Consider the following 25743-nt stretch of genomic DNA (forward strand, 5'->3'; position numbering starts at 1 on the left):
TTAAAAGGTCAGGTCAAGCCCAAAGGTGATCGTTCTTGCTTTGGGATATGCGGACCAGTCAAAGCCCGGCGTAAGGGCAGATTGCCTTACAGATACTTCCGGATCCAGCCCGGAGTAGCTGGTCCAGGTAACCAGGTTCTGTGCCGATGCGTAGATCCGCAGGGACTTGATGCTGACCCTTCTCAACAGCTCAACAGGCAGGTTATACCCCAGGGCTACTGTTTTCAGGCGCAGGAAAGACCCATCCTCTATGGTACGGGAAGAATATACCAGCGGCCCCTGCCCGCCTACTTTGTATAAACTGTTGTTCTGGTTATCCGGCGACCAGCGGTTAGCGTAGGAAGCAAACATATTCAGGTATTGCCGTTGTACATCGCCGTTCTCAAACTCTATACGGTTGGCATTCAGGATATCATTACCGTAACTCCACTGGAAGAACACATTCAGATCAAAATTGTGGTAAGTGAAATTATTGGAGATACCGCCGGTATGGATAGGGTTGGGATTGCCCACAATGGTGAGATCCTGGTTATCCACCTGGTTATCGCCATTGATATCCTTGTACTTGATATACCCCGGTTGTATGCTGGCACGGGGGCTGCCATTGTTGGGCACATTGCTTTTTAACACATAGCTGCCATCCGGCTGCTTGTTAAAATCACTGTACTGATAAATGCCATCAAACATAAAGCCGTAGAATAAAGCAATGGGATGGCCCGGAATAGCGATATAGGGATAAGCGTTGTTGAAGTTGCCCCAGGTGATCCGGGAAGCGTAACTGGGCTCGCCTTCATTCAGCTGCAGCACTTTGTTACGGTTAAATGAGATATTAAAACTGGTGGACCATGAGAATTTTCTACGTTGGATATTCATCGTGTTGACCGTAAACTCCAGCCCCTCGTTGGATACCTTACCTATGTTACGGATGCCGCTCAGGTAACCGGTAGAAGGCGCCAGGGTGGCATTTAACAGCAGATCGCGGGTATTCTTCTTGTAATAGTCCGCGCTGAGCATGATCCTGTTCTTAAAAAAGCCCAGGTCCAGCCCGATATCCGTTTGCGCGGTAGTTTCCCATTTCAGCTTTGGATAGCCCAGGTTGTTGGGAATAATACCCTGTGCTGTTGAATTACCAAAGCTATACCCGGAGTAAGGGAACAGTTGTAAAGAGGTGAGATAGGCGAAATCAGACACACGGTTGTTGCCCGTTAAGCCATACCCTACACGCAGTTTAGCATCAGATATAAACCGTACCGGTTTCATAAACGATTCTTCTACGATACGCCAGGCCACCGCACCGGAGGGGAAGTACGCCCAGCGGTTATTATCCGGGAACTTAGAAGAACCATCCGCGCGGAAGGAAAGGGTGAGCAGGTAGCGGGATTTATAACCATAATTCACGCGGCCCAGGAAAGACATCAGCGCATTGTCTGATTTTGCTGTGGGGGCGGTATTGATGGTACCTTCATCCAGGCCGCTGATGCCCAGCAGTTCATTGGGCACCTGGCTGGCAGAAAAGCCGTAGCTGTAGGCGGACACTTTCTGCAACGTCATACCGCCCATTATATTCAGGTTATGATCCCTGTTGATGACCCTTGCATAGGTAAGCGTATTCTCATTGAGCCAGCTGCTTTTTTCCGCGTTGATCACGGAACCGTTCACCCCCAGGTTGCTGCTCTTGGGATTACCCAACCGGGTATTGGCATTATAAAACAATTCTCTCCTGATGGCTTCTTTGGTAAGGCCGCCCGTTACCCGTAAGGTGAGGTATTTAGCCGGCGTATACTCTATATAGGCATTAGCGATCATGGTATTGTTGAACACCGGGTTATACTCATTCTGTGTAGAGATGATCGGGTTCATACGGTATTCGTTCAGCGGGTCCACATCCGGGTCAAACGGTTCTGTGATGAGCGAGCCATCTGCCGCAGAATCGCCAGTCACCGGGCGGTAGCCCCACACGCTGTACATAAGGCTGGACGTAGGCCCATTGCCGGTGGTATTTGAAATGGTGCCAAAAGTTCTGGTAGCGGTGTAGTTCACATTCACGCCCGCTTTGATCTTATCGCTCACCTGCTGGTCTACCACTATCCGGCCCTGGTAACGGCGGAAGCCGCTGTTGATAATAATGCCGTCCTGATCCAGCAAGGAACCAGACAGCGCATATTTGGTACGCTCATTACCGCCTCTTAAAGACAGGCTGTGGTTTTGCATGAATGCTTTACGGAATACCTGGTCCTGCCAGTCAACGCCTGCTACATTCCTGTAATCCTCCAGGGTTTTACCGTTATTGAGGTATACCGGTGTATAAAGGGTAGGATTCAGATCCAGCTGGTATCTCACAAACTCGTAGGGGCTCATCATCTCCTGCTTTTTAATATTCTGCTGTGTGCCCATCCAGGTTTGATAGGATACTACCGGCGCGCCGGTCTTTCCTTTTTTAGTGGTGATGATGATAACGCCGTTGGCGCCCCTGGCGCCATAGATAGCCGTAGCCGAAGCATCTTTTAATACTTCGATAGAAGCGATTTCCTCCGGGTTAAAGATGTTATTGGAAGGGTTTTCGATAGGGAAACCGTCCACTACATAGAGCGGGGAGTTTTCCTGTGTTACCGAGTTATTGCCGCGGATCACCACATTCAGCGGTGCGCCCGGCTGTCCGTCATTGGCGGATACCTGTACGCCGGCTACCCGTCCGCCCAGGGCCTCTTCAAAAGAAGGCACCGGCGCTTTAGTGAGATCAGCCATCTTCACCTCCCCTACGGAACCGGTAACATCTTTACGCCTGACGGTACCATAACCGATCACCACTACATCATTCAGGCCCCTGATGGCGGGCAACATGGTGGTGTTATACACGCTTCTGCCGGCTACCGGTTTTATCTCTTTACTCAGGTAACCCACATAAGAGAAAAGCAGTGCAAGACCGGGCGTTTCAGGCAGGTTCATATTGTAGATCCCGTCTTCGTTGGTGATGGCGGATACCGCGCCATTTTTTACGCGAACGGTTACGCCTACCAGTGGCGTACCTTCCGCATCCGTGATCTTTCCCGTGATGGGTCTTGTTGTTTTTGCAGAGGACGCAGCCGGCTGTTGCGCACGGGCGTCCATCCCCAAACAGATGATAAAAAAAGAAAGCAGTATGTATCCCGCTGATAAGACAATACTTTTATGCATACCCCCAAACTTGTTTTAGTTTTTGATTGATAATACGGCATAGGCCCCCTTAGGGCAGTTTAAGCAGCGACATGGCGCATGAGTGAAGGAAAAGGTAGGTGTACAGGTGTAGGGATCATCTGCCGGGAGCAGATCGTTAATAACGTTTTTTTCATATCGTGTGAATTTATTATTCCAAAGATTATAACTAACCCTTATCCGGGGAACAAAAAAATGGATGTTTTAACATTGGGAACATTCCCAATTAGTGGGAATGTTCCCAAATATGGAATTATTTTGTTTCTTTATGGCAGGCACTTAAATCACCCTTGATGAAGCGGCACCAGGTAACTATCGTTGACATAGCAAAGCAGCTCAATCTTTCCAAGTCCACCGTTTCGCGGGCCCTGACCGGGCATCCCAGCGTACATGCCGCCACGCGGCAGGCCGTGCTGGAGCTGGCGGAGCAGCTGGATTACCAGCGGAATATGCTGGCCATTAGCCTTATCACCAATAAAACCAATACCATTGGCATTATTGTGCCTGAGTTCTCCAGCTCATTTTTCCCGAACGTGATCATAGGCGCGCAGGAAATAGCCAGTAAGGCCGGGTATAATACGGTGATCTGTCAGTCTAACGAAACCTACGAAACAGAGGTAGCCAATACCAAAGTAATGCTGGCTAACCAGGTAGATGGGTTACTGGTGTCCATCACTAAAGAAACAAAAAACTTTGACCATTTAAAGGTGTTTCAGCGAAAAGGTATTCCCATCGTATTCTTCAACCGGGTATGTGACGATATGGATGTGCCCAAAGTAATTGTGGATGATTTTGATGGCGCTTACCGCGCGGTGACCCACCTGATCGAAAGCGGCCGCAAACGGATCGCTCATCTATCCGGGCCGCCGGCTTTAAAAATAAGCGAGAAGCGGCTAAACGGCTATAAGGCAGCCCTGCGAAAAAATAATATAGAGCTGGATGAGGAGCTGGTGATCCCCTATGATCTGAGCCTGGAGAAGGTGCCTATCTATGTGAACCATCTCCTTAACCTTGATAATCCGCCGGATGCTATCTTTGCTATTAATGACCCTACGGCCATAGAGATCATACAGGTGATCAAAAAAAGAGGGTTGAAGGTGCCGAAGGATATTGCGGTAGTGGGTTTCAGTAACGATTATGCATCCGGGCTTATTGACCCGGCGCTGACGACGGTATCACAGCCGGTAAAGGAAATGGGGAAAACAGCGGCGCAGCTGTTGCTGGACCAAATGAACCGGGATGTAGCGGATTGGAAGAGTATAATAAGGGTGTTGAAAACAGAATTGATTGTGAGGAATTCGAGTTAGATATATTTTTATATTATGAGATGATAAAATAACATTTAGGACAGGACCTTTGTGATTACTCCGGCACTTTAATTTTGCCAACACCCCTCAATTTCCTAATATTAAACCATGAAAATAGCTACTTATAACGTGAACGGCGTAAACGGCCGCCTGCCGGTACTGTTGCGCTGGCTGGAAGAGACCCAACCTGATGTGGCCTGTTTACAGGAGCTGAAAGCTCCACAGGAAAAGTATCCTTTACAGGCTATCCAGGATGCGGGCTATGAATCTATCTGGCATGGGCAGAAAAGCTGGAATGGCGTAGCCATTCTGTCGCGTATAGGGACGCCGCTGGAAGTAAGGCGTGCGCTGCCCGGCGATCCGGAAGACCTGCACAGCCGTTATATAGAGGCCGTTATCAATGGTATTACCATTGGCTGCCTGTACTTGCCTAATGGCAACCCGGCGCCGGGGCCTAAGTTCGATTATAAGCTGGCCTGGTTTAAACGCCTGCAGGCGCATGCACAGGACCTGCTGAACCAGGATATGCCGGTGATACTTACCGGCGACTACAATGTAATGCCAACAGAACAGGATGTATATAAACCGGAACGCTGGGTGGATGACGCCCTGTTCCGCCCGGAGACACGGGAGGCTTTTCATACGCTGGCTGCCCAGGGCTGGACAGATGCCATCCGGACACTGCACCCCAAGGAAACCATTTATACCTTCTGGGATTATTTCCGGAATGCGTATGAACGGAATGCCGGATTGAGGATAGATCATTTTCTGCTTAGCCCGCAGCTGAAGAAACGTTTAAAGGCGGCGGGGGTAGACAGGCATGTACGGGGATGGGAGAAATCGAGCGATCATGCGCCTACGTGGATCGAGCTGGCGGAGAAATAAATATCAGCCTTCTAAATAAAAAAAGGGTGTATCAGCAAATAAACTGATACACCCTTTCTGTTTCCCTATCAATATTCTTTTACATCTTAATAAACGTCTTCGCCACCAGACTTCCCTTCACCAACATCCTGATCACATACACACCTGCGGGCAGCCGGCTAATATCCAGTTTATTATCATAAGCAGGCACCGCATAACGCTGACCCGTCATTTTGCTATAAACAGGATATACCGCCTTGCCGGACATGTTAACACCATCCGCAGCCACCGTGAGTGTATTGCTGGCCGGGTTAGGATATATGTTCAGATCTACCGCTGCATCAGCGGCAACTGCCTTATCCAGTACCAGGCTGCCGCCGGAAGCACCATTGTTAGCTTCGAACCAGTTGATATTCCATCCTCCCGTAACGGCAAACACGCGTAAGGTTTGGCTACCAGCAGACAGTGTTACCGTAGCGGTTTGTGTGATCCAGGTCTGCCAGCCATTAGTGGCGGGGATATTTACGGTTGCCAGGCTACTGGCGCCGGAACGCAGCTGCAGCTGTCCGCCGCCGGGGCTGGCTACTCTGAAGCCGATGGTATAGGTACCTGCTGTTTTTACGTTCACTTTGTAATCCATCCAGTCATTAGCGTCTATGAAGCCTACGTCTTGTATGCCGTTTACATCGGCGGTGTTTTCCAGCTGTATGCCGGTCATGGCGTCATATTCTTCTGACTGTATGCGGCCGGGTAAGGTCTTACCTGCCTGCGGGTTGGCATTGTTGATGAATGTAAGATAGTTGAGATTAAAGCCGCCTGTTTCCATAACGATGCGTAATACCTGTACGCCGGTAGTGAGCGCAGGGGTAGTGACAGCTACCGTTTGATAAGCCTGCCAATCACCGGTATTAGGCACATTGATAGAGCCGGAGATGTTTACGCCATTCAGCTCTACATGGAAATGAGAGCCGTTGTTGGGAGAGGCTACGCGTGCCTGCAGCGTATAAGCGCCGGGGAGGGTAACATTCACAGTGTAGGCGATCCATTCGCCATTGGCAAGACCACCCACATCATAACCGCCTTCTGAGCAGCCATCTAGGTCTACTGCTTCTGTGGGGCGATATTGCCAGGGCTTGGATACGGTGTCTGCATCGAAGTAAGCCAGGTTCTGACCGCCCAGGTCAAAATCTTCTGCTTCCAGTTTGCCCGGCAGGGTGACTGCGCTGCCGTTGAAAGGCGTACCGCTGGCCACTACAAAGGTTACTGTTTTTGTACCCGTACCGCTGGCATTGGTAGCGCTCAGCGTTACATTATAGGTACCCGGTTGTGTGGGTATGCCGCTGATCAATCCAGTAGTGGTATTAATGCTAAGACCCTGGGGCAAACCGCTGGCGCCATAACTGGTTGGGTTGAAACTAGTCTTTACCGTATCTGTAAACGGCAGGGCTGCCACTGCCTGTATGGTAGCGGCATGCTCTATCACCGGTTTGTTAACGGAGAAGTCGAGGTAGTTGATATTAAACCCGCCATTTTCAATTACCACACGTACCACGTGCGCACCGGTAGCCAGCGATGGGGTTACCGCGCTTACGGTTTGCCAGGTCTGGTAGCCCCCGGTATTGGGCGTATGGATAGTGCCGGAGATATTTGCGCCATCCAGCTCCACATGCAGGGAGCCATTAGCGCCGGGGTCCGCAACACGTACCTGTACGGTATAGGTACCAGCTGTAGTGATGTTTACGGAGTACTTGGCCCATTCTGCCGGTTGTATATAACCCATGTCATAACCGCCTTCTGAGCAAGCTTCCAGATCCACGCCTTCATTGGGTCTGAACTGACCGCCCTGGTTAGCCGTGTCCGCATCACTGTATGCAATGCCTTGGCCGCCGTTATCGTATTGCTCTGCCTCTATACGGCCCGGTAGTGTAAAGGGGGTACCGTTAAAAGGCGATTGCCCTGCGGGTTTGTTCATGGTCAGCACCAGGGTCTTAGTACCGGTACCATCCGTATTGGTAGCGCTGATAGCGATATTAAACACACCGGATGATACGGCGGTACCGCTGATCAATCCCGTTTGTGTATTGATGCTTAGCCCATCCGGCAGGCCGGTGGCGTTATAGCTTTGCGGCGTATTAGTAGCCGTGATGTTGTACTGGAAAGCAGTACCCGCTGTACCGGTGGCAGTGGTTGCGCTGGTAACTACCGGTACCAATGTGCCGGCTGCTGTTACAGCGCTAACCGTGTTGGAGAATGAGCTGTTGCCTACAGCGGTAGTTGCGTATACGCGGTAATAATACCGGGTAGTAGGCGTAAGGTTCTTATCCTGGTAAGTGCTAGTATTGGCCGCAACGGTAGCTACATCATTCCAGTTTATACTATCTGTGCTGCGCTGGATCTTGAAATTGGTTTCGTTGGTACGGTCTGTCCAGTTGAGATTGATCTGGCTCTTAGAGGCAACGGTAGCGCCCAGGTTCACCGGCGCAGCCAGCACACGCGCAATTACTTCCGCTATTTTGCGGGCGCCGGTGGCGTTAGGATGGATGCCGTCGCTCTGGTACCATTCCGGATGGCCTTGTAATGGCGTGTTGAGATCAATAAGGCCCGTGCCTTTCTGCGCAGCGATCTGTTTCACCAGCGGGATCACGCCGTTGGTAATGATGCTGTCATTGATATCAAAGTTCATGGAGAAGGCCGGGATAGGCAGGCAGATGTAGATAAACGGATGTGATGGCAATGACCGGAAGGTATCGATCAACTTTCCGTAATCGGATACAAAATCTGCTTTGTGCACCCAGTTGTAGTTCTTGGCATCGTTAGAGCCCAGCTCTATGGTAACGATGTTCGCATTGAAATTAAGCGCCAGCGGGTAATTGGGCCGCTGTACATAGGGAAAATCCGCGCTGGTCATTAAGGTAGCGCCACTTTCTCCAAAATTGCCCACGTTCCAGCCATTGCCCAGGATAAGGCCTACCTGGGCCGGATAAGCTTCTGAGGGGGCTACGCCAAAACCGGCGGCTACGCTGGCCCCTATCTCGGCCACTTTAACCTGTGCCCGGCTAAGGGACTGGCATAACAACAGTACGGACGTAAAAAATAGTACGCCTAAACGTTTCTTTTTGTAATAAGGTAACATTGTTCAAAGGATTTAATTGATGGAATGGATAAATATCTGGGTTAAAAAAGGTTAAGGTTTTCCGGATCTAAAGCTGGTCAATTGTGGTATAGTTTTCACTGTTCTTTAAATACGGTTTTCAATATGGTTCTATAGCAATATTAAGCATATATCGGGAAATTTGCAATATGGGATAAGATGGAATACCCTATTTTGGGGATGGTACAGACTTATAACGGCAGCTATGAGGAATGTAAAAAAAACCGCCATAACGGCGGGTTTTTTATTTATAAATCTATTTAAGATCAGGCTACGCCACCATTAACAGCGATGTCTTGTCCATCGATCCATTTGGCGTCGTCGCTGGCCAGGAATACCACCACTTTGGCAATATCTTCCGGTTCGCCCAGGCGGTTAAAAGCGGCCATTGCTTTGTTGCGGTCAATTACTTCCTGTGGTTTTCCTTTCAGGAACAGCTCTGTATTGGTAGGGCCGGGAGATACGGTGTTTACATTAATGCCCCTGGCGCCTACTTCTTTGGCAAATACCCTCGACATTTGGTCCACCGCGGCCTTAGTAGCGGTATAGGTGCTATAGGTAGGCACCATTAAACGTTTGATGGTAGTGCCAAAATTGATGACAGAGCCATTATCTGCCAGGCGGGTAGCGGCTTCGCGCAGGGCATAGAACACGCCTTTTACGTTGATATCGAACTGGCGTTCTACATCTTCATCTGTAGTATCCTTTAGCAGCTTGGTGATCATGATACCGGCATTATTTACCAGCACGTCTATCCTGCCAAAATGAGCGATACCGGCGTCAAACAGGGCTTTTACCTCTGCGGATTTGCTTACGTCTGCCTGTACGGCGATAGCCTCGCCGCCGTTGGCTTTAATTGTTGCTACTACTTCTTCTGCCGGGCCCTGACTGCCAGCGTAGTTAACGATCACTTTTGCACCGGCTTTTGCCATATGCAGGGCCATCGTTGCGCCAATGCCACGGGAGGCGCCGGTAATCAGGACTACTTTGTTAGTGAGAGTGCTCATAATATGCTGTTTTTATTTTTGTTTGATTTGATGATACAAAGCTACTACTGAAGCAGCCCCTTTGGGGTACAAGAATTATAGGAAGAGGTGCAAAATTTAAAGGTAGGGGTAAAATATAAAGAAAATGCTTAAGTTTAGTATAAGTATATCAACCACGTATGAGAGCGCTCCTTTTAATTACCGGCTTACTATTGCTCATTGCGGTAGAGATCCTGCGCGTATACTTTATTATGCCGTTCCCCGGCAGTCAGCAGGGAGATACTATCAATATTGCTTACTGGCTGCATAAGAACATTAACTGGTTAAGGTTGCTGGGTGGGTTACTCATCCTGTATCCCATGATCCATATTTTCCGTCATTCGCGGGTATGGAAGAAGATCGTGCTGGTAGCCGGCCTGCTGTTATATGCAGCGGTAGTTTACCTGTTTAACTTCCGCTTCCTGGCGGATAAAATGTTCCTGCCGCCCAACCGGCAGGATTATGCAGCCGCGGACAACAACCGCATACCGGCGGAAAAGCTGGTGATAGGCGTGGTGATCAATAACGAAGCGAAAGCCTACCCTATACAACTGATAGGCTACCATCACCAGGTAAGGGATACGGTTGGCCATACGCCGGTAATGGTGACCTACTGCACCGTATGCCGCACCGGCCGGGTATTCAGCCCTGTGATCAATGGCCGGGAAGAGCAATTCCGCCTGGTGGGTATGGATCATTTTAATGCGATGTTTGAGGACGCCGGCACCAAAAGCTGGTGGCGGCAGGCCACCGGCGAGGCTATTGCCGGCCCGCTGAAGGGCAAACACCTGCGGGAGCTCCCCTCCCACCAGCTTAGCCTGCGGGCCTGGCTGCGGCTGTACCCCAACTCCCTGGTGCTGCAGGCAGACACCACTTTTAACGAGCAATATGCACAGCTGCACCTGTTTGACAAAGGCACTATTAACAGCGGACTTGAAAAAAGGGATCCCGCATCCTGGCGTTTTAAGTCATGGGTGATCGGTATACGCCACCGGCAACATGCCAAGGCCTATGACTGGAATGAGCTGACCAGTAAACAGCTGATCCAGGACTCTATACCGGATCTGCCCCTGCTGATCGTGCTGGACGGGGATACCGCCTCCTTCCGTGTATGGGACCGCCGGGTGAATGGCGCCCCGCTGCAATTTGTGAAAGGGCATGGCATGGATGTGTTTACAGACCTTAACACACAATCTACCTGGGATGTTAGCGGCCGCTGTATTGCCGGCCCGCTGCGGTCACAGATCCTGAAGCCTGTACAGGCCTACCAGGAGTTCTGGCATTCGTGGAGAACATTCCATCCAAATACGTTACACCAGGAACTACAATAAAGATGCGCTTATAAGCGCAGGACAAACAGGAACAATGAAAAACAAACACATTTGCGTGCTCACGCTGATCAGTCTTTTTATGGCTGTACCTGTCCATGGGCAGGACCACTATATTCCCACGGCAGCCTGGTACCTTCCCGGCATCTCCTATGAAGCCTCCTCCAGATTCCGTTTCGTGACCCAGCTGGGGTACAGTGAATACGTGAAGGGCTTTCTTGCTTATCCACAGGCGCTTTATGTGCCTAACAAATACCTTACCCTGGGCGCCAGTTATTTTTATTACCGGTCTGCCCTTATTGCCGGAAAGCCCTATACAGAGCACGATGTGGTGGGGAATGTCATAGGCTGCTTACCGCTGCGGAAAATTGTGCTGGAAGACAGGAACCAGGTCTTTGCCGCGCTTTATAGCAGCGCCGAAAAGCGTCAGCTGTACCGGAACCGTTTACGTTTACTCGTACCTTATACCCTGTTCCGCAACCAGGGGAAGGCCTATGTGTTTGATGAAGGGTTTTACCTGTTTAACGAAGGTAAATGGTACCGTAACCGGGTGGCCATTGGCAATAGCTTTGACCTGCAGCGATGGCTGAACCTCGATGTTACTTATATATGGCAGTCAGACAGCTTTAGCGGACGGCTTAACATGGTGTTTGTTGCGTTAATGGTACAACTGAAGCGCAAGCATTGATCCTGTCTATTGCCCCCTTTGTATGCCCCAATGTTTATTGGGCTGGCTGCCCATTTCCAGTATTAAGGTTTTGCCGGCGTTGATATCGCTTTGCCGTATATAAAAAGCAGATAAAGGCTGCCCTCCTACCGTGGCGGACTGCACATACATATTCTCCGGCGAGGCATTCCTGGCCACGATGGTAAACTGTGCCGCTTTATAATACTCAGGTTGCAAATGGATGGTAATGCTGCTGAACACCGGGCTGCCAATTTCATATTTAGGGTCCGGCTCACAACCGCCGTTCATCTGGAAAAGACCCATTTTCATAAGCACGCATAAAGAGCCCATCAGCCCCTGGTCTTCATCCCCGTTATATCCAAACTGCGGGGAAAGATCGCTGTACACACTATCCAGCACGGTACGGCTCCAGTACTGTGTAAGCCATGGCGCGCCGGCGTAGTTAAAGATAAAGGCGGCCTGCATATTAGGCTGGTTGGAGTAATTGATCCAGAGGCGTTTGTTATTCACAAAGCCGCCGGGCAGTTCCGGATGCTGATCACAAAAGCCATATTGCCTTGCCACCTCAAACTGTTGATTCAGCCGGGTTATGGCGGTATCCTTTCCACCCATCAGCGTAAAAAGCCCTGGCAGGTCATGCGGTACAAACCAGGTCCATTGTGCGCCATTGCCTTCTTCAAAACCATGCTCATATTGCAGCGGGTCATAGTTGGCGCGCCAGTTGCCGGCACGGTCTCTGGGGACAATAAATCCAGAATGCGGGTTATAGAGATGCTGATAATTCTTTGCCCGCTGCAGGAATAGCTGCGCATCATCCGTTTTGCCCAATGCCGTGGCCAGCTGGGCCAGGCACCAGTCCTGGTAAGCATATTCCAACGTCATGGCGGCGCCATCCTGGTGCATGCCATAAGCGGTATCAGATACAGGATAAGGCACGTAACCATTGGCTATATAATGCTCAACGCCGCCGCCTTTTGCCGTATTATGCTCATAACCGGCCTTGCTCATCATACCGCCGGGGAAATGATCTTTCCGCAGCCCTTCATAAGCCAGGTGCATATCAAAACCCCGTATGCCCTTTTGCCAGGCAGATACGTAAAAAGGCGTGGTCTGCGCGCCGGTCATTACATAGGTGTAATTGCCACCGGCCGGGCCGCGGGGTATTAAGCCGCCGCTTTTATAATATTCCAGGAATGCGTTACAAAAGCTTTCCACTATCTCCGGGTATACTAAAGACCATAAGGTGTTCAATGTCCACTGCGCGCCCCAGAAGGAATCTGAATTGTACATAGGGAAGCGCGGATGGCCCGCAGCATCCAGGGGTACCTGTTTAAGGGCGCAGGCAGCGCCGGTGCAATCTGTCCATTTACCATCCACATCAGAGATCACGCGCCGGCCCTGCAGGGCATGCCACAGGTCCGTATAAAAACGGCGTTGCTGTTGCAGGCTGCCGCCCGTAAGCTGGATCCTGCCCAACAGCTTATTCCATTCCTCCTTTGCAGCAAGGGCCACTGCATCAAAATTCCAGTCCGGCGCTTCGTGCTGCAGATTAGCCGCAGCAGCTGCCTGGCTGGTATAGGATAAACCAACTTTCATTAGTACCTGCGCCGTATTGTTGCCCGTTAGCTGTACCAGCAGTTTGCCCTGCTGCCCGTTCCATTTAAGCGGCGCGGGCGCGGACTTACCATTTTGATATAACACCAGCTGTTGAATGGGTTGTTGGAATTGAGCGGCAAAATAGACCGTATAAGGTTTGGGCCTTCTTGAGGTAGGGCCATTGATAACATACCCCCTGATCTCCCGGTCGCTGATACGCTCAAAACCACCGGTGATGATATTGGAAGGCCCCAGCAGGCCGCCCAGTTCAAAGATCACACCGCGCTGTTTATTTGCGGGGAAAGTATAGCGGTGGAGCCCTGCGCGGCTGGTAGCCGTCAGCTCTACTTTAGTAGCATAACGTTCCAGCACTACGGCATGATAACCGGGCGACACCGTTTCATTTTTATGGGAGAAAGGCGAGGCCGCATTCCGGAACAGCTCCGCATACCCATTGGCAGAAAACGTTACGGGCATCACCGCCACACCGGCCAGCTGCCATTCATGGATATGACTGAAATCGCTGATCGTATCCACCTTATACCGGTAGCCTGCATCCCAGTCGCCCCCGGCATGATTATCCGGGAACAGGCTCACCATACCAAAAGGCCTGGCGGCGGATGAAAAGTAAAACCAGCGGGAGTTTTCCGCATCCAGCTGCGGGTATACCAGGTCTGCCGGTTGCTGTTTTTCCTGTGCCGCCAAGGGCAGAAATCCTGCTAATAAAGCAGGGAGCAGCCATCTTCTTTTTCCAGTCATGTGCATCGCTTTAAGATAGGCAGGAAACGTTTAATTGATATTGCCGGGCCCTGCCATACAATTGTTAATTTTACAATTATAATCGGTTTCTTACAATTATTATTTTGTGCTGAAGACCGGTTGCCCGGCACATAATGCACGGGCTGCTACATGGCTTAATAATCCATCTTTTTGAAATGTTTGTCCATTTACGATTTGTGTTAGTATGACTAGGTTTACAACTAAATAATTCCACCGAACGAAAAACAATAAAAGGCTCAATTCCACATGGGACAACGAAAAACGTCTTATAAGGGTAATTAGTACCGTCAATCCATTTTCTAAATCCAATTTGAACCACCATGCACAGCGCCACGTTCCTTATTTGGAAAAAAATTCCATTCGTGCCCATCCTGTTGATTGTCTTTCTGACATTAAACAGCTATGGACAGCAGCAGGTTACTGTAACCGGTGCGGTAACGTCAAAAGATGACGGCGCCCCGCTTCCCGGCGTAGCCGTTACTATTAAGAACACCAACCAGGGCGTTGCCACAGACGCCGACGGCAAGTTCTCCATCCGTACCAGTTTGGGAAGCACGCTGGTATTGAAAGCCCTGGGCTTTGCGCCCCAGGAAGTAAGCGTTACCAGCCAAAAATTGAGTATCGTGATGGAATCATCAAAAAGCGATCTCAATGAAGTAGTGGTGATCGGTTATGGTACTGTGAGGAAAAAAGACCTTACGGGCGCCATTGCCAATATCAAGGGGGCAGATATAAAAGCGCAGGGCGTAAGCGATGTAACCAAATCCCTGCAGGGCCGGTTACCGGGCGTAACGATCGAATCTGCCGGCGGTAACCCGGGCGCAGGCACCCGTATCCTGATACGGGGCGTAGGCACCTTGGGCGACGCCGCTCCCCTATACATTGTAGATGGTGTGCAGGTACCCAGCATCAATAATCTAAGCCAGCTGGATATACAATCCATAGATGTATTAAAAGACGCATCCGCCGCTGCCATTTACGGCTCCCGGGCCGCCAACGGCGTAGTACTGGTGACCACCAGGAACGGGAAGAGCGGACCTCCTGTTGTACAGGTGAATGCCAACTATGGGATACAGAACCTTGCGCATAGAGTGGATGTACTGAATGCAGAACAATGGGCTAACGTCAGCAATGCTGCGCATGACGCCGGTGGCCTGACAAGGCTGGACATTGCGCAGAACCCATCGTCCCTGGGCGCCGGTACTGACTGGCAGGATGTGATCTACCGGACCGCACCTGTACAACAATACCAGATACTAACCAGCGGCGGCGGCGATAAAGGCACTTACAGCATATCCGGCAGTTATACGGATCAACAGGGTATTGTAACGGTAACTGGTTATAAACGTTACAACTTCCGCGCAAAATCAGAAACAACCAAAGGCCGGTTCCGGTTTGGTGAAACCGTATTGTTAACGCGGGAGAAAACGATCAACATGGCCGGTGGCTGGGGTGGCCAGGGAGGTAACCCTGTAGGCTCCGCGGCCAAGATGATCCCGGTATTCCAGGTTTATGACAGCAGCGCGCTGGGAGGATTTGCGGGCGCTTATGGCCCAGTGGTGAACGTGGCCAATCCGCTGGCGCAATTACATCTGGAAGACATTAATACCACGTCTTCCAATGTGCTGACAAATGTATTTGGAGAAGTGACCATTATCCCCGGCCTCACTTATAAATTGAATATGGGATACACTGCCAATTTCACCACGGATGAGGATTACCAGAAACGGCATACAGTTGGCACCCTATTTACGCATGCCACCAATGATCTTAGCCTGACCAAAGAAGAGACCCAGCTGCTGTTGCTGGAAAATACGCTGAATTACAGCAAAACATTTGGCAAAAGCAGTATCCAGGCCCTGGCAGGTTATACCTATCAGAAAACGGATTACAGCTACCTGTTAAACGCCCGCACTGATCTGCCGGATGGTTTAAGGAATATAGACGCCGGCAGGGGCACCTCCACTAACCAGGGCAACGGCCTGGAGAGCGCCCTGTTATCTACCCTGGGCCGTTTGATCTACTCCTATGACGACCGGTACCTGTTAACGGCCAGCTTCCGGAGGGATGGATCCTCCCGGTTTGGCGCCGCTTACCGGTATGGCAACTTTCCTTCTGTTGCCGCGGGCTGGAATATCTCCAACGAAAAATTCTTTTCGTCACTCACCAGCGCTATTCCCGTGCTTAAGCTAAGGGCCAGCTACGGGATACTGGGCAACCAGCAGATAGACGATTACCAATATAGCGCAGTGATCTCCTCCAATATTAACTACGTTACCGGCCAGGAGCAGCAAAAATGGTTTGGCGCCATACAAACGGCTTTTGCCACGCCCAATATTAAATGGGAGAGTACCAAAACCTCTAACGTGGGCGTAGACGCCGCCTTTCTGAAAGGCCGCCTTACCCTTACAGCAGATTATTTTGTTAAAACCACGAGCGATGTGCTGTTAAACGTACCCATACCCGGCTCTACCGGCTCTATCAGTGACCCGGTGGTGAACGCCGGCCGGCTAAGAAATAACGGCTTTGAGCTGGGCCTGGGTTATGCTGACCATGCGGGCAAATTAAACTATAGTGTGTTTGGCACTTTCTCCAGGGTGAAAAATAAAGTACTGGAGTTGGGCACCGGCTCCCAGAAGATCTTTGGCGGACAGCCCACCCACCACGGCGCATCCAGCACCTTAACAGAAGCCGGCGGGCCTATTAGCGCATTTTACCTGATAAAGGCAGACGGCATATTTAATTCCCAGGAAGAGATAGACGCCTACGCTAAAAACGGCGCCCTGATCCAGCCCAACGCGGCGCCGGGCGATATTAAATTCCAGGATACCAATGGCGACGGTCAGATCAGCGATGAAGACAAAGTGTATGCCGGCAGCCCTTTCCCCTCTTTTGAATATGGCTTTGGCATCACCGCCAACTACCAGCATTTTGACCTGAATGCCATTTTCCAGGGAACACATGGCAATAAAATCTACAACGGCCTGCGGCAGGACCTGGAAAGTATGAGCCTGGAGTTCAACTATTCTACCGCCACGCTAAATGCCTGGACGCCGGAAAAACATACCGATATACCGAGAGCGGTGACAGGCGACCCTAACATCAACGACCGTACGTCTACCCGTTTCCTGGAAAGTGGCTCATATCTGCGTATGAAAACGCTGCAGATAGGTTATACCATTGGCGATCCATTGAAGAATAAATTGAAGATCAGCTCCCTGCGAGCTTATGTAAGCGCGGACAACCTGTTCACTATTACCAACTACACAGGCTATAATCCGGACCTTGGCAGAACAGGCAGCATATTTGACCGCGGCGTGGATTTTGGCCATGTGGCCTATCCCATTGCCCGCACTTTATCTGTAGGACTGCAATTAACTCTTTAGAAAAAGTAATACTGATCACGTATGAAAAACATTATCATTTTTATAGCGGCAGCCAGCCTGGCCCTGGGCTGTAAAAAAAGCACCCTGGAGCTGTTGAATCCCAATCAGCTCACCACAGAGACCTACTGGAAAACGGAAACGGATGTACAAAGCGCCCTGGCGGCCACTTACGGCCTGTTAAGGGATGTGAACGGAGGTTTCTGGGGCGTGCGGGGTATTGAGACCAGCAACGGCCGGGGCGATGATTTCTTTATCCGTAATGACGTAGCAACATTATACCAGCTTTCTACTTTTACCAATACGCCTGATAATGGCCCGGTAAATGATATGTGGAATACCTGTTACAGGGCCATTTTCCGCGCCAACCAGATCATGGAGAATGTTGACAAAGTAAGCGAGCTCTCTGCAGATGCAAAAGCGGCTTACGTAGCGGAAGCTAAATTCCTGCGCGGGTTAAACTATTTTATCCTGGCCATCAATTTTGGCGATGCGCCTATTAATTTAAAAACAGCGGCTACCAAAGACGATTATTTTGTAGCGAAGTCCCCGGAAGCGGATGTATGGGCACAGGCAAAACAGGATTTTACGGACGCCGCCGCCGGCCTGCCGGTTGCCTATGATAAGCAATGGGTAGGCAGGGCCACCCGTGGCGCTGCTATCGCCTATCTGGGCAAAGCCCAGCTATATACAAAGGACTGGCCGGGTGCTGCCACTACACTGGCAAAGCTGACAACCGCGCCTTTTAACTATCAGCTGATGCCGCAGTACGGCGATAACTTTGTGGTAGCCCACGAAAACAACCAGGAGTCTGTATTTGAAATACAGCTGGGCGATGTAGGCGGCACTGACCCATGGGCCGGCGAAAACTCTGCCCAGGCCCTTGGCGTTACCACCGCCCAGGAGTTTGCGCCTGCGGAAGTGGCCGGCTGGTTTGAAGTAAGCCCAACGGATAAGCTGTTCAATGAGTTTAAAAAAGAAAAAACCGTGGACAATGATTTTGACCCGCGTATGTATGCTACGCTGATATGGGATTATCCGGGCGCTACTTTTTACACCAAACCATTCACCAGCTTTAAATTGATTTTTGGCTACAGTTCCATGTTCAAAAAATACCAGAACTATACGCAGAAAGATGAGATCACGGGCGCCAGCGGCGCATCCAACTACACCTCCAGCAATAATGAACGGGCCCTGCGTTATGATGATGTGCTGCTGATGCTGGCAGAAGCGCTTACCATGCAGGGCAAACCGGGCGAAGCTTATCCATTTGTAAAACAGATCCGCGACCGGGCCAAACTGGCGCCCCTTACCGCCGGCCTTACCCAGGATCAGATGATGGCCGAGATCAGGCACCAGCGTATGCTGGAATTCGCACGGGAAGGCCAGCGTTTCTATGATCTGAAAAGATGGGGATTACTCAAACAGGAGATCACCAATAGTGATAAAGTAGGAAAACAATTTTATGTAGCGGGTAAACATGACTATTTTCCCGTACCGCAGCAAGAAATGAATTCCAATCCCAAGATGGTGCAGAATTCACATTGGTAATTTAAACGACTGATCCAATTGTAGGTATTATGAAGATAACAGCCATCTTTTCTATTAGTACATTTTTGCTACTGGGCTCCTTATTGGTAGCCCGGGGCCAGCAATGGACCGCCACTCCGCCCTTTAAGGAGGAGACAGACCTTTCCGGCGACTGGCGGTTCCGCACAGACCCCCAGGACAAGGGCGAGCAGGAGCAATGGTACAAACAAACGCTACCGGAAACGGTAAAACTCCCCGGTTCTATGACCACCAACCAGAAAGGGGATGATATAACGGTGAATACACCCTGGACAGGCAGCATCTTTGACTCCAGCTGGTTCCATGACCCGGCGTACAGCCAATACCGTATAGCCGGAAAAGTAAAAGTGCCTTTCTGGCTGCAACCGGACAAATATTACAAAGGAGCCGCCTGGTACCAGCGTACGATAGACATACCCGCAAACTGGGATGGCCGCGAGCTGGAACTATTCCTGGAGCGCTGCCATTGGGAAACAAAGGTATGGATAGACGATACCTATGCAGGTATGCAAAACAGCCTGGCTACCCCGCATGTATATACGCTAACGGGGAAATTGGCTCCAGGCCAGCATACACTCAGCATCCGGGTAGATAACCGGGTGAAGGATATAGACGTTGGTCCCAACTCGCACAGCATTTCAGACCACACACAGGGCAACTGGAACGGGCTGGCCGGCCGGCTGCTGCTAAAAGCGAAAAACGATGTTTACATCAGCGATGTACAGCTGTATCCGGATATAGCCGCCAAAAACGTTACCGCGCTTATAACGGTGCGTAACAACAGCGGCAAGCCGGTAGCTGCCAATGTGAGCCTGCAGGCGATGGCGCAAACACAGGGAGCTGAAACTTTACAGCAGGTAGCCGCCAGTCAGCAGGTGGATACCAGCGCGGTTATTAAAGTGGTATATCCTATGGGCCAGCATCCCCTGTTATGGGATGAGTTCCATCCCAATGTGTACCAGATGACGGTTGCAGTATCTGCCGGAAAGCCGCCGTATGATATCCGGCAGGTGTTATTTGGTATGCGGGAGTTTGCCACCAAAGGCACGCACTTCACAATCAACGGCCGCCCCACTTTTTTGCGGGGCACGCTGGAATGCGCGGCTTTCCCTAAGACAGGTTATCCGCCTACGGATACGGCCTCCTGGATGCGTATATTCCGCATCTGCCGGTCCTATGGGCTTAACCACCTGCGCTTTCACTCCTGGTGCCCGCCGGAGGCCGCGTTTGAAGCGGCAGACCGCTCCGGCTTTTACCTGCATATAGAATGTTCTTCCTGGGCCAACCAGGGGGCTGTTATTGGCGATGGGAAACCGCTGGATGCATACATCTATGAAGAGAGCCGGAAGATCGTGAAAGCCTATGGCAACCACCCCTCTTTTTGTATGCTGTTATACGGCAATGAACCGGCCGGCAAACACCATGTGCAGTACCTCACGGATTTTGTAAAGTACTGGAAACAGCGGGATAGCCGCCGGTTATACTCTACCGGCGCCGGCTGGCCCATCATCAGCGAAAGCGATTTTAACAGCACGCCCGCGCCCCGCATCCAGCAATGGGGAGAAGGGCTGAAGAGTATCATTAACAGTCAGCCGCCGCGTACGGATTATGACTGGTCTGCCATCATCAGTAAATGGCAGCACCCTACCGTAAGCCATGAGATCGGCCAATGGTGCGTATACCCGGACTTTGACGAGATCAAACAATATGATGGCGTGCTTAAAGCCAAAAACTTTGAGATCTTCCGCGATCAGCTGCAGAAGAACGGGATGGGTAAACTAGCCCATGATTTCCTGCTGGCCTCCGGAAAATTGCAGGTATTGTGTTACAAGGCAGATATTGAGGCCGCGTTGCGCACGCCTGGTTTTGGCGGTTTTCAACTGTTAGGGCTTTATGATTTTCCGGGACAGGGCACCGCATTAGTAGGTGTGCTGAACCCCTTCTGGAGAGATAAAGGTTATGTTACCGGCCCGGAATACAGCAGCTTCTGTAATGCGGTAGTGCCGCTGGTACGGCTGCCTAAAATGGTATACCTGAGCAATGAGCATTTAAGCGCGGATGTGGAAATAGCGCAGTTTGGCCCGGCCGTATTAACTGGCGCTACGCCCTCCTGGCAGATCAGTAACAGCGAAGGGCAGGTGCTTTTTAAAGACGATCTTCCCAAAAAGGATATTCCTTTTGGCAATGCCATCAACCTGGGACAGATCAACACCAGCTTATCATCCATCACCAAACCATCCCGGCTTACACTAACGGTTGAAGTGGCCGGTTATAAAAACGCCTGGGATATATTTGTTTATCCAGCCTACCTGCCCGCTGCTGACCCGCATATACTGGTTACGCAGGAGCTGGATCAACAGGCGCAGGATGTGCTGAATAGTGGCGGTAAGGTATTGTTATCGCTTAAAAAAGGCGCGCTTAAAGCAGACAAAGGAGGCGATATCGCCATCGGATTTTCCAGCATATTCTGGAACACCGCCTGGACAAAACAGCAGCCACCGGTAACGCTGGGCATCCTTTGTGATTCAACGCACCCCGCGCTCCGGGAGTTCCCTACGCAAAGCTTCAGCAACTGGCAATGGCAGGATGCTATGTCGCACGCCGGCGCGATAAAACTGGATGCTGTTAAAAAGGGTTTACAGCCCATTGTAAGGGTGATAGATGACTGGGTAACGGCCAGATCACTGGGGTTGCTGTTTGAGTGTAAAGTAGGCAAAGGCAGCCTGCTGGTGTCCGGCATAGACCTCGTTACAGACCGCGCACGTCGGCCGGAAGCCAGGCAGTTGTTATTCAGCTTACAACAGTATATGCATTCCAAAGATTTTAAGCCGGACGCGAAGGTGGATCTGGCGCAGATCACCGCGCTGTACCAGTAAACAAACGCGCTGAGGGCTGTTTAATACACGCCTGTATACAACGAGGGCGTCTCTTATGCGGAGGCGCCCTTTCTTTTAGCTTTTCTTATGCTGATTTTTATAAGAGGCGGGCGATTTCCCCATTAATTTCTTAAACAGGCGGGAGAAATAATAGGGATCCTGGAACCCCAGCTCCGCACATATCTCCTTAATGTTACGGTCACTGAAATAAAGGTACTGGCAGGACTGCTGTATTTTAAGCTGGCTGAAATACTGGTTGGGAGAGCTGCCCATTTTGGTCTTGAACAATCTTGAATACTGAGATACAGAAAGATGTTGCTGCCTGGCCAGCTGCTCCAGCGTGAACATCTGCCGCAGGTTGCGTTTCATAAATGCAATGGAGTCTGATACCACATCATCGTCCTGGTAAGCGGGATTGATCTCCTTAAAATAAATAAATGATGAAATGTAATTAAACAGCTTGATGTTGGCGATCTCCAGCTCTTTTTCATCAAAGCTGCTCTCCAGCAGGGATATGATCTCTTCAAAATCCCGGATCCGTTTTTCATCGTAAGGGATGGAGAGCATGCGGGTCTTATGCTCATAATACCTGGCTGTTAACAGATCCGCCGCCTCTCCTGTAAAATGCACCCAATAGATGCTCCAGGGATCATCCTGTGCGCTTTTATAGTGATGCGGAACATTCTTTGGGATGATAAAAAAAGTATTAGGCGCCAGATCAACGGTTGTTCCCGGCAGCTGGATCACCCCCTTCCCTTCTGTACAATACAGCAGGATATTCTGGTGGCAGCCTGCTTTCCGCTCCCGGTCGTGATTTACGGCATGCGGATAAAAGCCCATATCTGTGAGATAGAACCGGTTAATCAACCCATTCTTAATAACGTTCTTTCTGATGTTGGGCGGAAGCACGATCATCCGTTGGCCGATGAACCCTTCCTTGATCTTTTTTGAAATACTTTCAACACTATTCATAAGATCAATATTCTTTCATGAGTGGAACTGTATACAATATCACTATTTAACCATTAAGGCCGTTACCGGTAATAACATTGTCCATTATTGTGCGAAAATAGTCCATCCATAAAATATATTTTGTCAACCGATCGGTTGCATTTATATTTGCAACCGATCAGTTGCTTATACAATGAGGAGAGATGTATTCCAGGCCATTGCTGATCCTACCCGGCGGGAGATCATTGGCGTTATTGCAAAGGAATCGCTTACGCTAAATGCGGTGGCGGCCACTTTTGACATGAGCCGGCAGGCGGTATCCAAACATATAAAGATCCTGGTGGAGTGCGGGCTGATAGAGCTGGAGACCCAGGGCCGGGAGCGATATTGCAAACCTCGCCTGGAAAAACTGGGCGAGATATCCGGGTGGATAGCCCAATACCGTCAATACTGGGCCTCCCACCTGGATTCCATGGAAGACTACCTGAACGAAATACAAAAAACTGCTAAACCTAAGCAACATGCCACAAGAAAGAAATAGCCCTACCGCAGACCGGGAACTGTATATTACCAAACTGGTGAATGCGCCTGTTTCCCTGGTGTGGGAAGTCTGGATCAACCCCGAACATATAGCAAAATGGTGGGGACCAAATGGTTTCAGGAATACAATAGAGAAAATGGACATGCGCCCGGGCGGCGAATGGGAGTTTGTTATGCATGGACCTGACGGCACTGACTACCGGAATAAGAATGTATTTACGGAAATAGTGAAGGAAGAACGGATCGTATACGAACATGTAAGCGCGCCCAAACATACCGTTACTGTGACTTTTAGCGCGCAGGGCGCACAAACGCTGATTACCTGGCATATGGTGTTCCCTACCAGAGAGGACCTGGAACAAACGGTACGGATCTTTAAAGCAGACGAGGGCCTGCGGCAGAATACAGAAAGAATGGCCGCTTATTTAGCCAGCATACAAGCTGCGTAAAATCACCATCATGCGATACATTATCATCCTTATAACTTTAACCATGCTAACAGCAAACAGCACTTACGCACAAACCGCCAATGCGGGTCACTATGCAGATATAAACGGCCTGCATATGTATTATGAACTACATGGCGAGGGACCGGCGCTGGTACTGATCCATGGCGGCGGCTCTACCATCAACACCAGTTTTAGCCAGCTGTTACCCGCCCTTGCCAGACATTACCAGGTTATTGCTGTAGAAATGCAGGCACATGGCCGTACAAACGACCGGAACCAGCCGTTGAGCTTTGAACAGGACGCAGATGATGTTAGCGCACTGCTGGATCATCTTAACATCAAAAGCGCGGCTATCTTTGGCTTCAGCAATGGCGCTACTACAGCTTTGCTGATGGCTATACGGCATCCGCAACAGGTAACGCGGGTAGTGGCAGCCTCCGGTGCATACAAACGCACTGGTTGTGATCCCAGGTTCTGGGAAGGTTTTCAGCACGCGAGCCTGGACAATATGCCGCAGCCATTAAAGGACGCCTACCTGCAGGTAGCCCCCGATCCTAAAGGCCTGCAGACCATGTTTAACCGGGATGTGGAACGCATGCGCAATTTTGAAGACATGAAGGATGAAGAGATCCGTTCCATTACTGTGCCTGTACTGGTGCTGCATAGTGATCACGATGTATCAAGTCCGGAGCATGCCGTGGAAACATACCGCCTGTTACAACATGGCGAGCTGGCCATATTACCCGGCGGCCACGGCGAGTACATGGGCGCAGCGGAAACCAGCCAGGCAGGTAATACCATGCCAGCCGCCACGTTGACTATCTTAACCACATTCCTCGATAAGCCCATCGCAAAATGAACCCGGCAGCCAATTTAATTACGCAATTCAATCATACCATAGACCAATGGATCGCTTTCCTGGACGACTATACGCTGGAGATGTTATGCCAGCCGCCCCGGGAAGGATCCTGGTCACTGGGACAGGTATACAGGCATATCATAGACGATACCAATTACCAGGTGGAACAAATGCTGGCAGCAGCTGCCAGCACCGCTAACAGTGAAGGAGAAATGCGGCCGGACGGGCAGGCTATGTTCCTTCGTAACAGTTTTCCGGACATCATGATAGAAGGCCCTGCCACTGGTTCCTATATTCCGCAGCCGGCAGATAAAGTAATACTGCGGCAGGAGTTGCTGGCGATCAGGAAAACAGTGAATGACTTACACACATCCACAGATCTGAATGCTGCTGCCGGCAAAACGGAACACCCGGGCTTCCGTTTCTTTAGCGCGCTGGAATGGCTGCAGTTCGTAGAAATGCATATGCGCCATCACCTGCGGCAAAAGCAGCGGATCGATGGCGCATTGTTGCCCGGCGAAAAAGAGCAGGGATAGCAGCTATTTTTTTAATAAGGTGTTCTCATATTTAATGGTTTTTCCCTGCTCATCAGCATACCCTTTTAAAGATGTAGCAGGCGGTAATTTCTCATGCTGATAGCTGGCTATTATTGGCAGGGTTTTGACAATCATTAATGCCGTATGCAGATCGTCCAGCTTCAGGGTACCTGCCTCTATTGCTTTTAGTAAAGCCGTGTGTTGTGAAACAGACATATTATACCTATCCTCGCTGGCGGTTATCAGGTCTACAATGCTTTTACGCAGCACGGAGTCGCCGATCCGCTCAGAAAGCGAAGTGGCGCTTCTGTAATAATCCTCATTCTTGTTGCTATACCAGTTAAAGACTCTTAAAGAGTCCTGCTTGCTATCTGACAAGCTGTCCAGCTTATCTTCCAAATGTTTTAACGCAGGGGTGTTCCCTTCCAGCTCTTCATACAAGCTCCTCACTATGCTTATGCCTCCTCTTTTTGATGAAAGAAGGTCGTACGCGGATGACCGGCTATCATCCAATGCCTTAGGAGTAGGATGCGTAGTGGTCTTTTCCTGCGGATGGGACCGCGTACAGGAGGCCAAAGCCAGCATCAAACATGCGGCGATAATTATGGGTAGTTTCATATAGGGATATATTAAGACATAAATAAGTTAA

General features: G+C 50.4%; 17 protein-coding genes. 11 read left to right on the forward strand and 6 right to left on the reverse strand.

Translation table 11 applies throughout. The features are described from left to right. On the reverse strand, positions 1-3174 hold the full coding sequence (locus F0L74_RS12440) for a SusC/RagA family TonB-linked outer membrane protein (RefSeq protein WP_246197690.1): 3174 nt from the start codon (positions 3172-3174) through the stop codon (positions 1-3). Between the two features lie 311 nt (positions 3175-3485). Here F0L74_RS12440 and F0L74_RS12445 point away from each other — a divergent pair, with 311 nt between their 5' ends. Both F0L74_RS12445 and xth read left to right on the forward strand, forming a co-directional pair. After that, positions 3486-4499, forward strand: a complete 1014-nt coding sequence (locus F0L74_RS12445) for a LacI family DNA-binding transcriptional regulator (protein WP_149838185.1) — start codon at positions 3486-3488, stop codon at positions 4497-4499. Positions 4500-4607: 108 nt separating this feature from the next. After that, positions 4608-5384 carry an exodeoxyribonuclease III gene (gene xth / locus F0L74_RS12450; RefSeq protein ID WP_149838186.1) on the forward strand — a complete coding sequence of 259 codons (777 nt, stop codon included), beginning with the start codon at positions 4608-4610 and terminating at the stop codon, positions 5382-5384. Positions 5385-5463: 79 nt separating this feature from the next. Here xth and F0L74_RS12455 read toward each other — a convergent pair whose 3' ends face one another. Further along, a complete protein-coding gene (locus tag F0L74_RS12455; protein WP_149838187.1) occupies positions 5464-8496 on the reverse strand; it encodes a carbohydrate-binding protein in 3033 nt (1010 codons plus the stop codon). Between the two features lie 284 nt (positions 8497-8780). After that, positions 8781-9521: an SDR family oxidoreductase gene (locus F0L74_RS12460; RefSeq protein ID WP_149838188.1), complete on the reverse strand. Its 741-nt coding sequence runs from the start codon at positions 9519-9521 to the stop codon at positions 8781-8783. A gap of 158 nt (positions 9522-9679) precedes the next feature. Here F0L74_RS12460 and F0L74_RS12465 point away from each other — a divergent pair, with 158 nt between their 5' ends. Together F0L74_RS12465 and F0L74_RS12470 are read left to right on the forward strand one after the other, a co-directional pair. After that, a complete protein-coding gene (locus F0L74_RS12465; RefSeq protein ID WP_149838189.1) occupies positions 9680-10870 on the forward strand; it encodes a DUF3179 domain-containing (seleno)protein in 1191 nt (396 codons plus the stop codon). Between the two features lie 34 nt (positions 10871-10904). Further along, positions 10905-11555, forward strand: coding sequence for a DUF2490 domain-containing protein (locus F0L74_RS12470; RefSeq protein ID WP_149838190.1), 651 nt, complete (start codon positions 10905-10907; stop codon positions 11553-11555). 6 nt (positions 11556-11561) lie between these two features. On the opposite strand, the gene F0L74_RS12475 is transcribed toward F0L74_RS12470, so the two are convergent. Next, complete coding sequence (locus tag F0L74_RS12475; RefSeq protein ID WP_213086951.1) at positions 11562-13910, reverse strand: GH92 family glycosyl hydrolase; 2349 nt, start codon at positions 13908-13910, stop codon at positions 11562-11564. Positions 13911-14293: 383 nt separating this feature from the next. Between F0L74_RS12475 and F0L74_RS12480 the strand changes: the two genes are divergently transcribed. The 3 genes from F0L74_RS12480 to F0L74_RS12490 are packed head-to-tail and all read left to right on the forward strand — an operon-like array spanning position 14294 to position 21759. Next, positions 14294-17317, forward strand: coding sequence for a SusC/RagA family TonB-linked outer membrane protein (locus F0L74_RS12480; protein ID WP_188315981.1), 3024 nt, complete (start codon positions 14294-14296; stop codon positions 17315-17317). Positions 17318-17338: 21 nt separating this feature from the next. After that, complete coding sequence (locus F0L74_RS12485; RefSeq protein WP_149838193.1) at positions 17339-18865, forward strand: RagB/SusD family nutrient uptake outer membrane protein; 1527 nt, start codon at positions 17339-17341, stop codon at positions 18863-18865. 29 nt (positions 18866-18894) lie between these two features. Then, positions 18895-21759, forward strand: coding sequence for a DUF8487 domain-containing protein (locus F0L74_RS12490; RefSeq protein ID WP_149838194.1), 2865 nt, complete (start codon positions 18895-18897; stop codon positions 21757-21759). A gap of 75 nt (positions 21760-21834) precedes the next feature. On the opposite strand, the gene F0L74_RS12495 is transcribed toward F0L74_RS12490, so the two are convergent. Continuing rightward, positions 21835-22731: an AraC family transcriptional regulator gene (locus F0L74_RS12495; RefSeq protein ID WP_149838195.1), complete on the reverse strand. Its 897-nt coding sequence runs from the start codon at positions 22729-22731 to the stop codon at positions 21835-21837. Between the two features lie 172 nt (positions 22732-22903). On the opposite strand from F0L74_RS12495, the gene F0L74_RS12500 reads away from it, so the two are divergent. Genes F0L74_RS12500 through F0L74_RS12515 form a run of 4 tightly spaced genes read left to right on the forward strand, consistent with a single transcriptional unit; the run spans position 22904 to position 25094 of the window. Further along, on the forward strand, positions 22904-23251 hold the full coding sequence (locus F0L74_RS12500) for an ArsR/SmtB family transcription factor (RefSeq protein WP_149838196.1): 348 nt from the start codon (positions 22904-22906) through the stop codon (positions 23249-23251). Next, positions 23232-23699, forward strand: coding sequence for an SRPBCC family protein (locus F0L74_RS12505; protein WP_149838197.1), 468 nt, complete (start codon positions 23232-23234; stop codon positions 23697-23699). The genes F0L74_RS12500 and F0L74_RS12505 overlap by 20 nt, the downstream gene beginning before the upstream one ends. Before the next feature lie 43 nt (positions 23700-23742). Continuing rightward, complete coding sequence (locus F0L74_RS12510; RefSeq protein WP_213086952.1) at positions 23743-24558, forward strand: alpha/beta fold hydrolase; 816 nt, start codon at positions 23743-23745, stop codon at positions 24556-24558. Further along, positions 24555-25094: a DinB family protein gene (locus tag F0L74_RS12515; protein WP_149838199.1), complete on the forward strand. Its 540-nt coding sequence runs from the start codon at positions 24555-24557 to the stop codon at positions 25092-25094. Before F0L74_RS12510 ends, F0L74_RS12515 begins: the two co-directional genes overlap by 4 nt. 3 nt (positions 25095-25097) lie before the next feature. Here the strand turns inward: F0L74_RS12515 and F0L74_RS12520 are convergent, their stop codons facing one another. Further along, the gene (locus F0L74_RS12520) at positions 25098-25712 is read right to left on the reverse strand and encodes a hypothetical protein (RefSeq protein ID WP_149838200.1); all 615 of its coding nucleotides are present in this window, start codon (positions 25710-25712) and stop codon (positions 25098-25100) included. Between the last annotated feature and the right edge of the window lie 31 nt (positions 25713-25743).

The organism is Chitinophaga agrisoli (assembly GCF_008386695.1).
GTDB lineage: Bacteria > Bacteroidota > Bacteroidia > Chitinophagales > Chitinophagaceae > Chitinophaga > Chitinophaga agrisoli.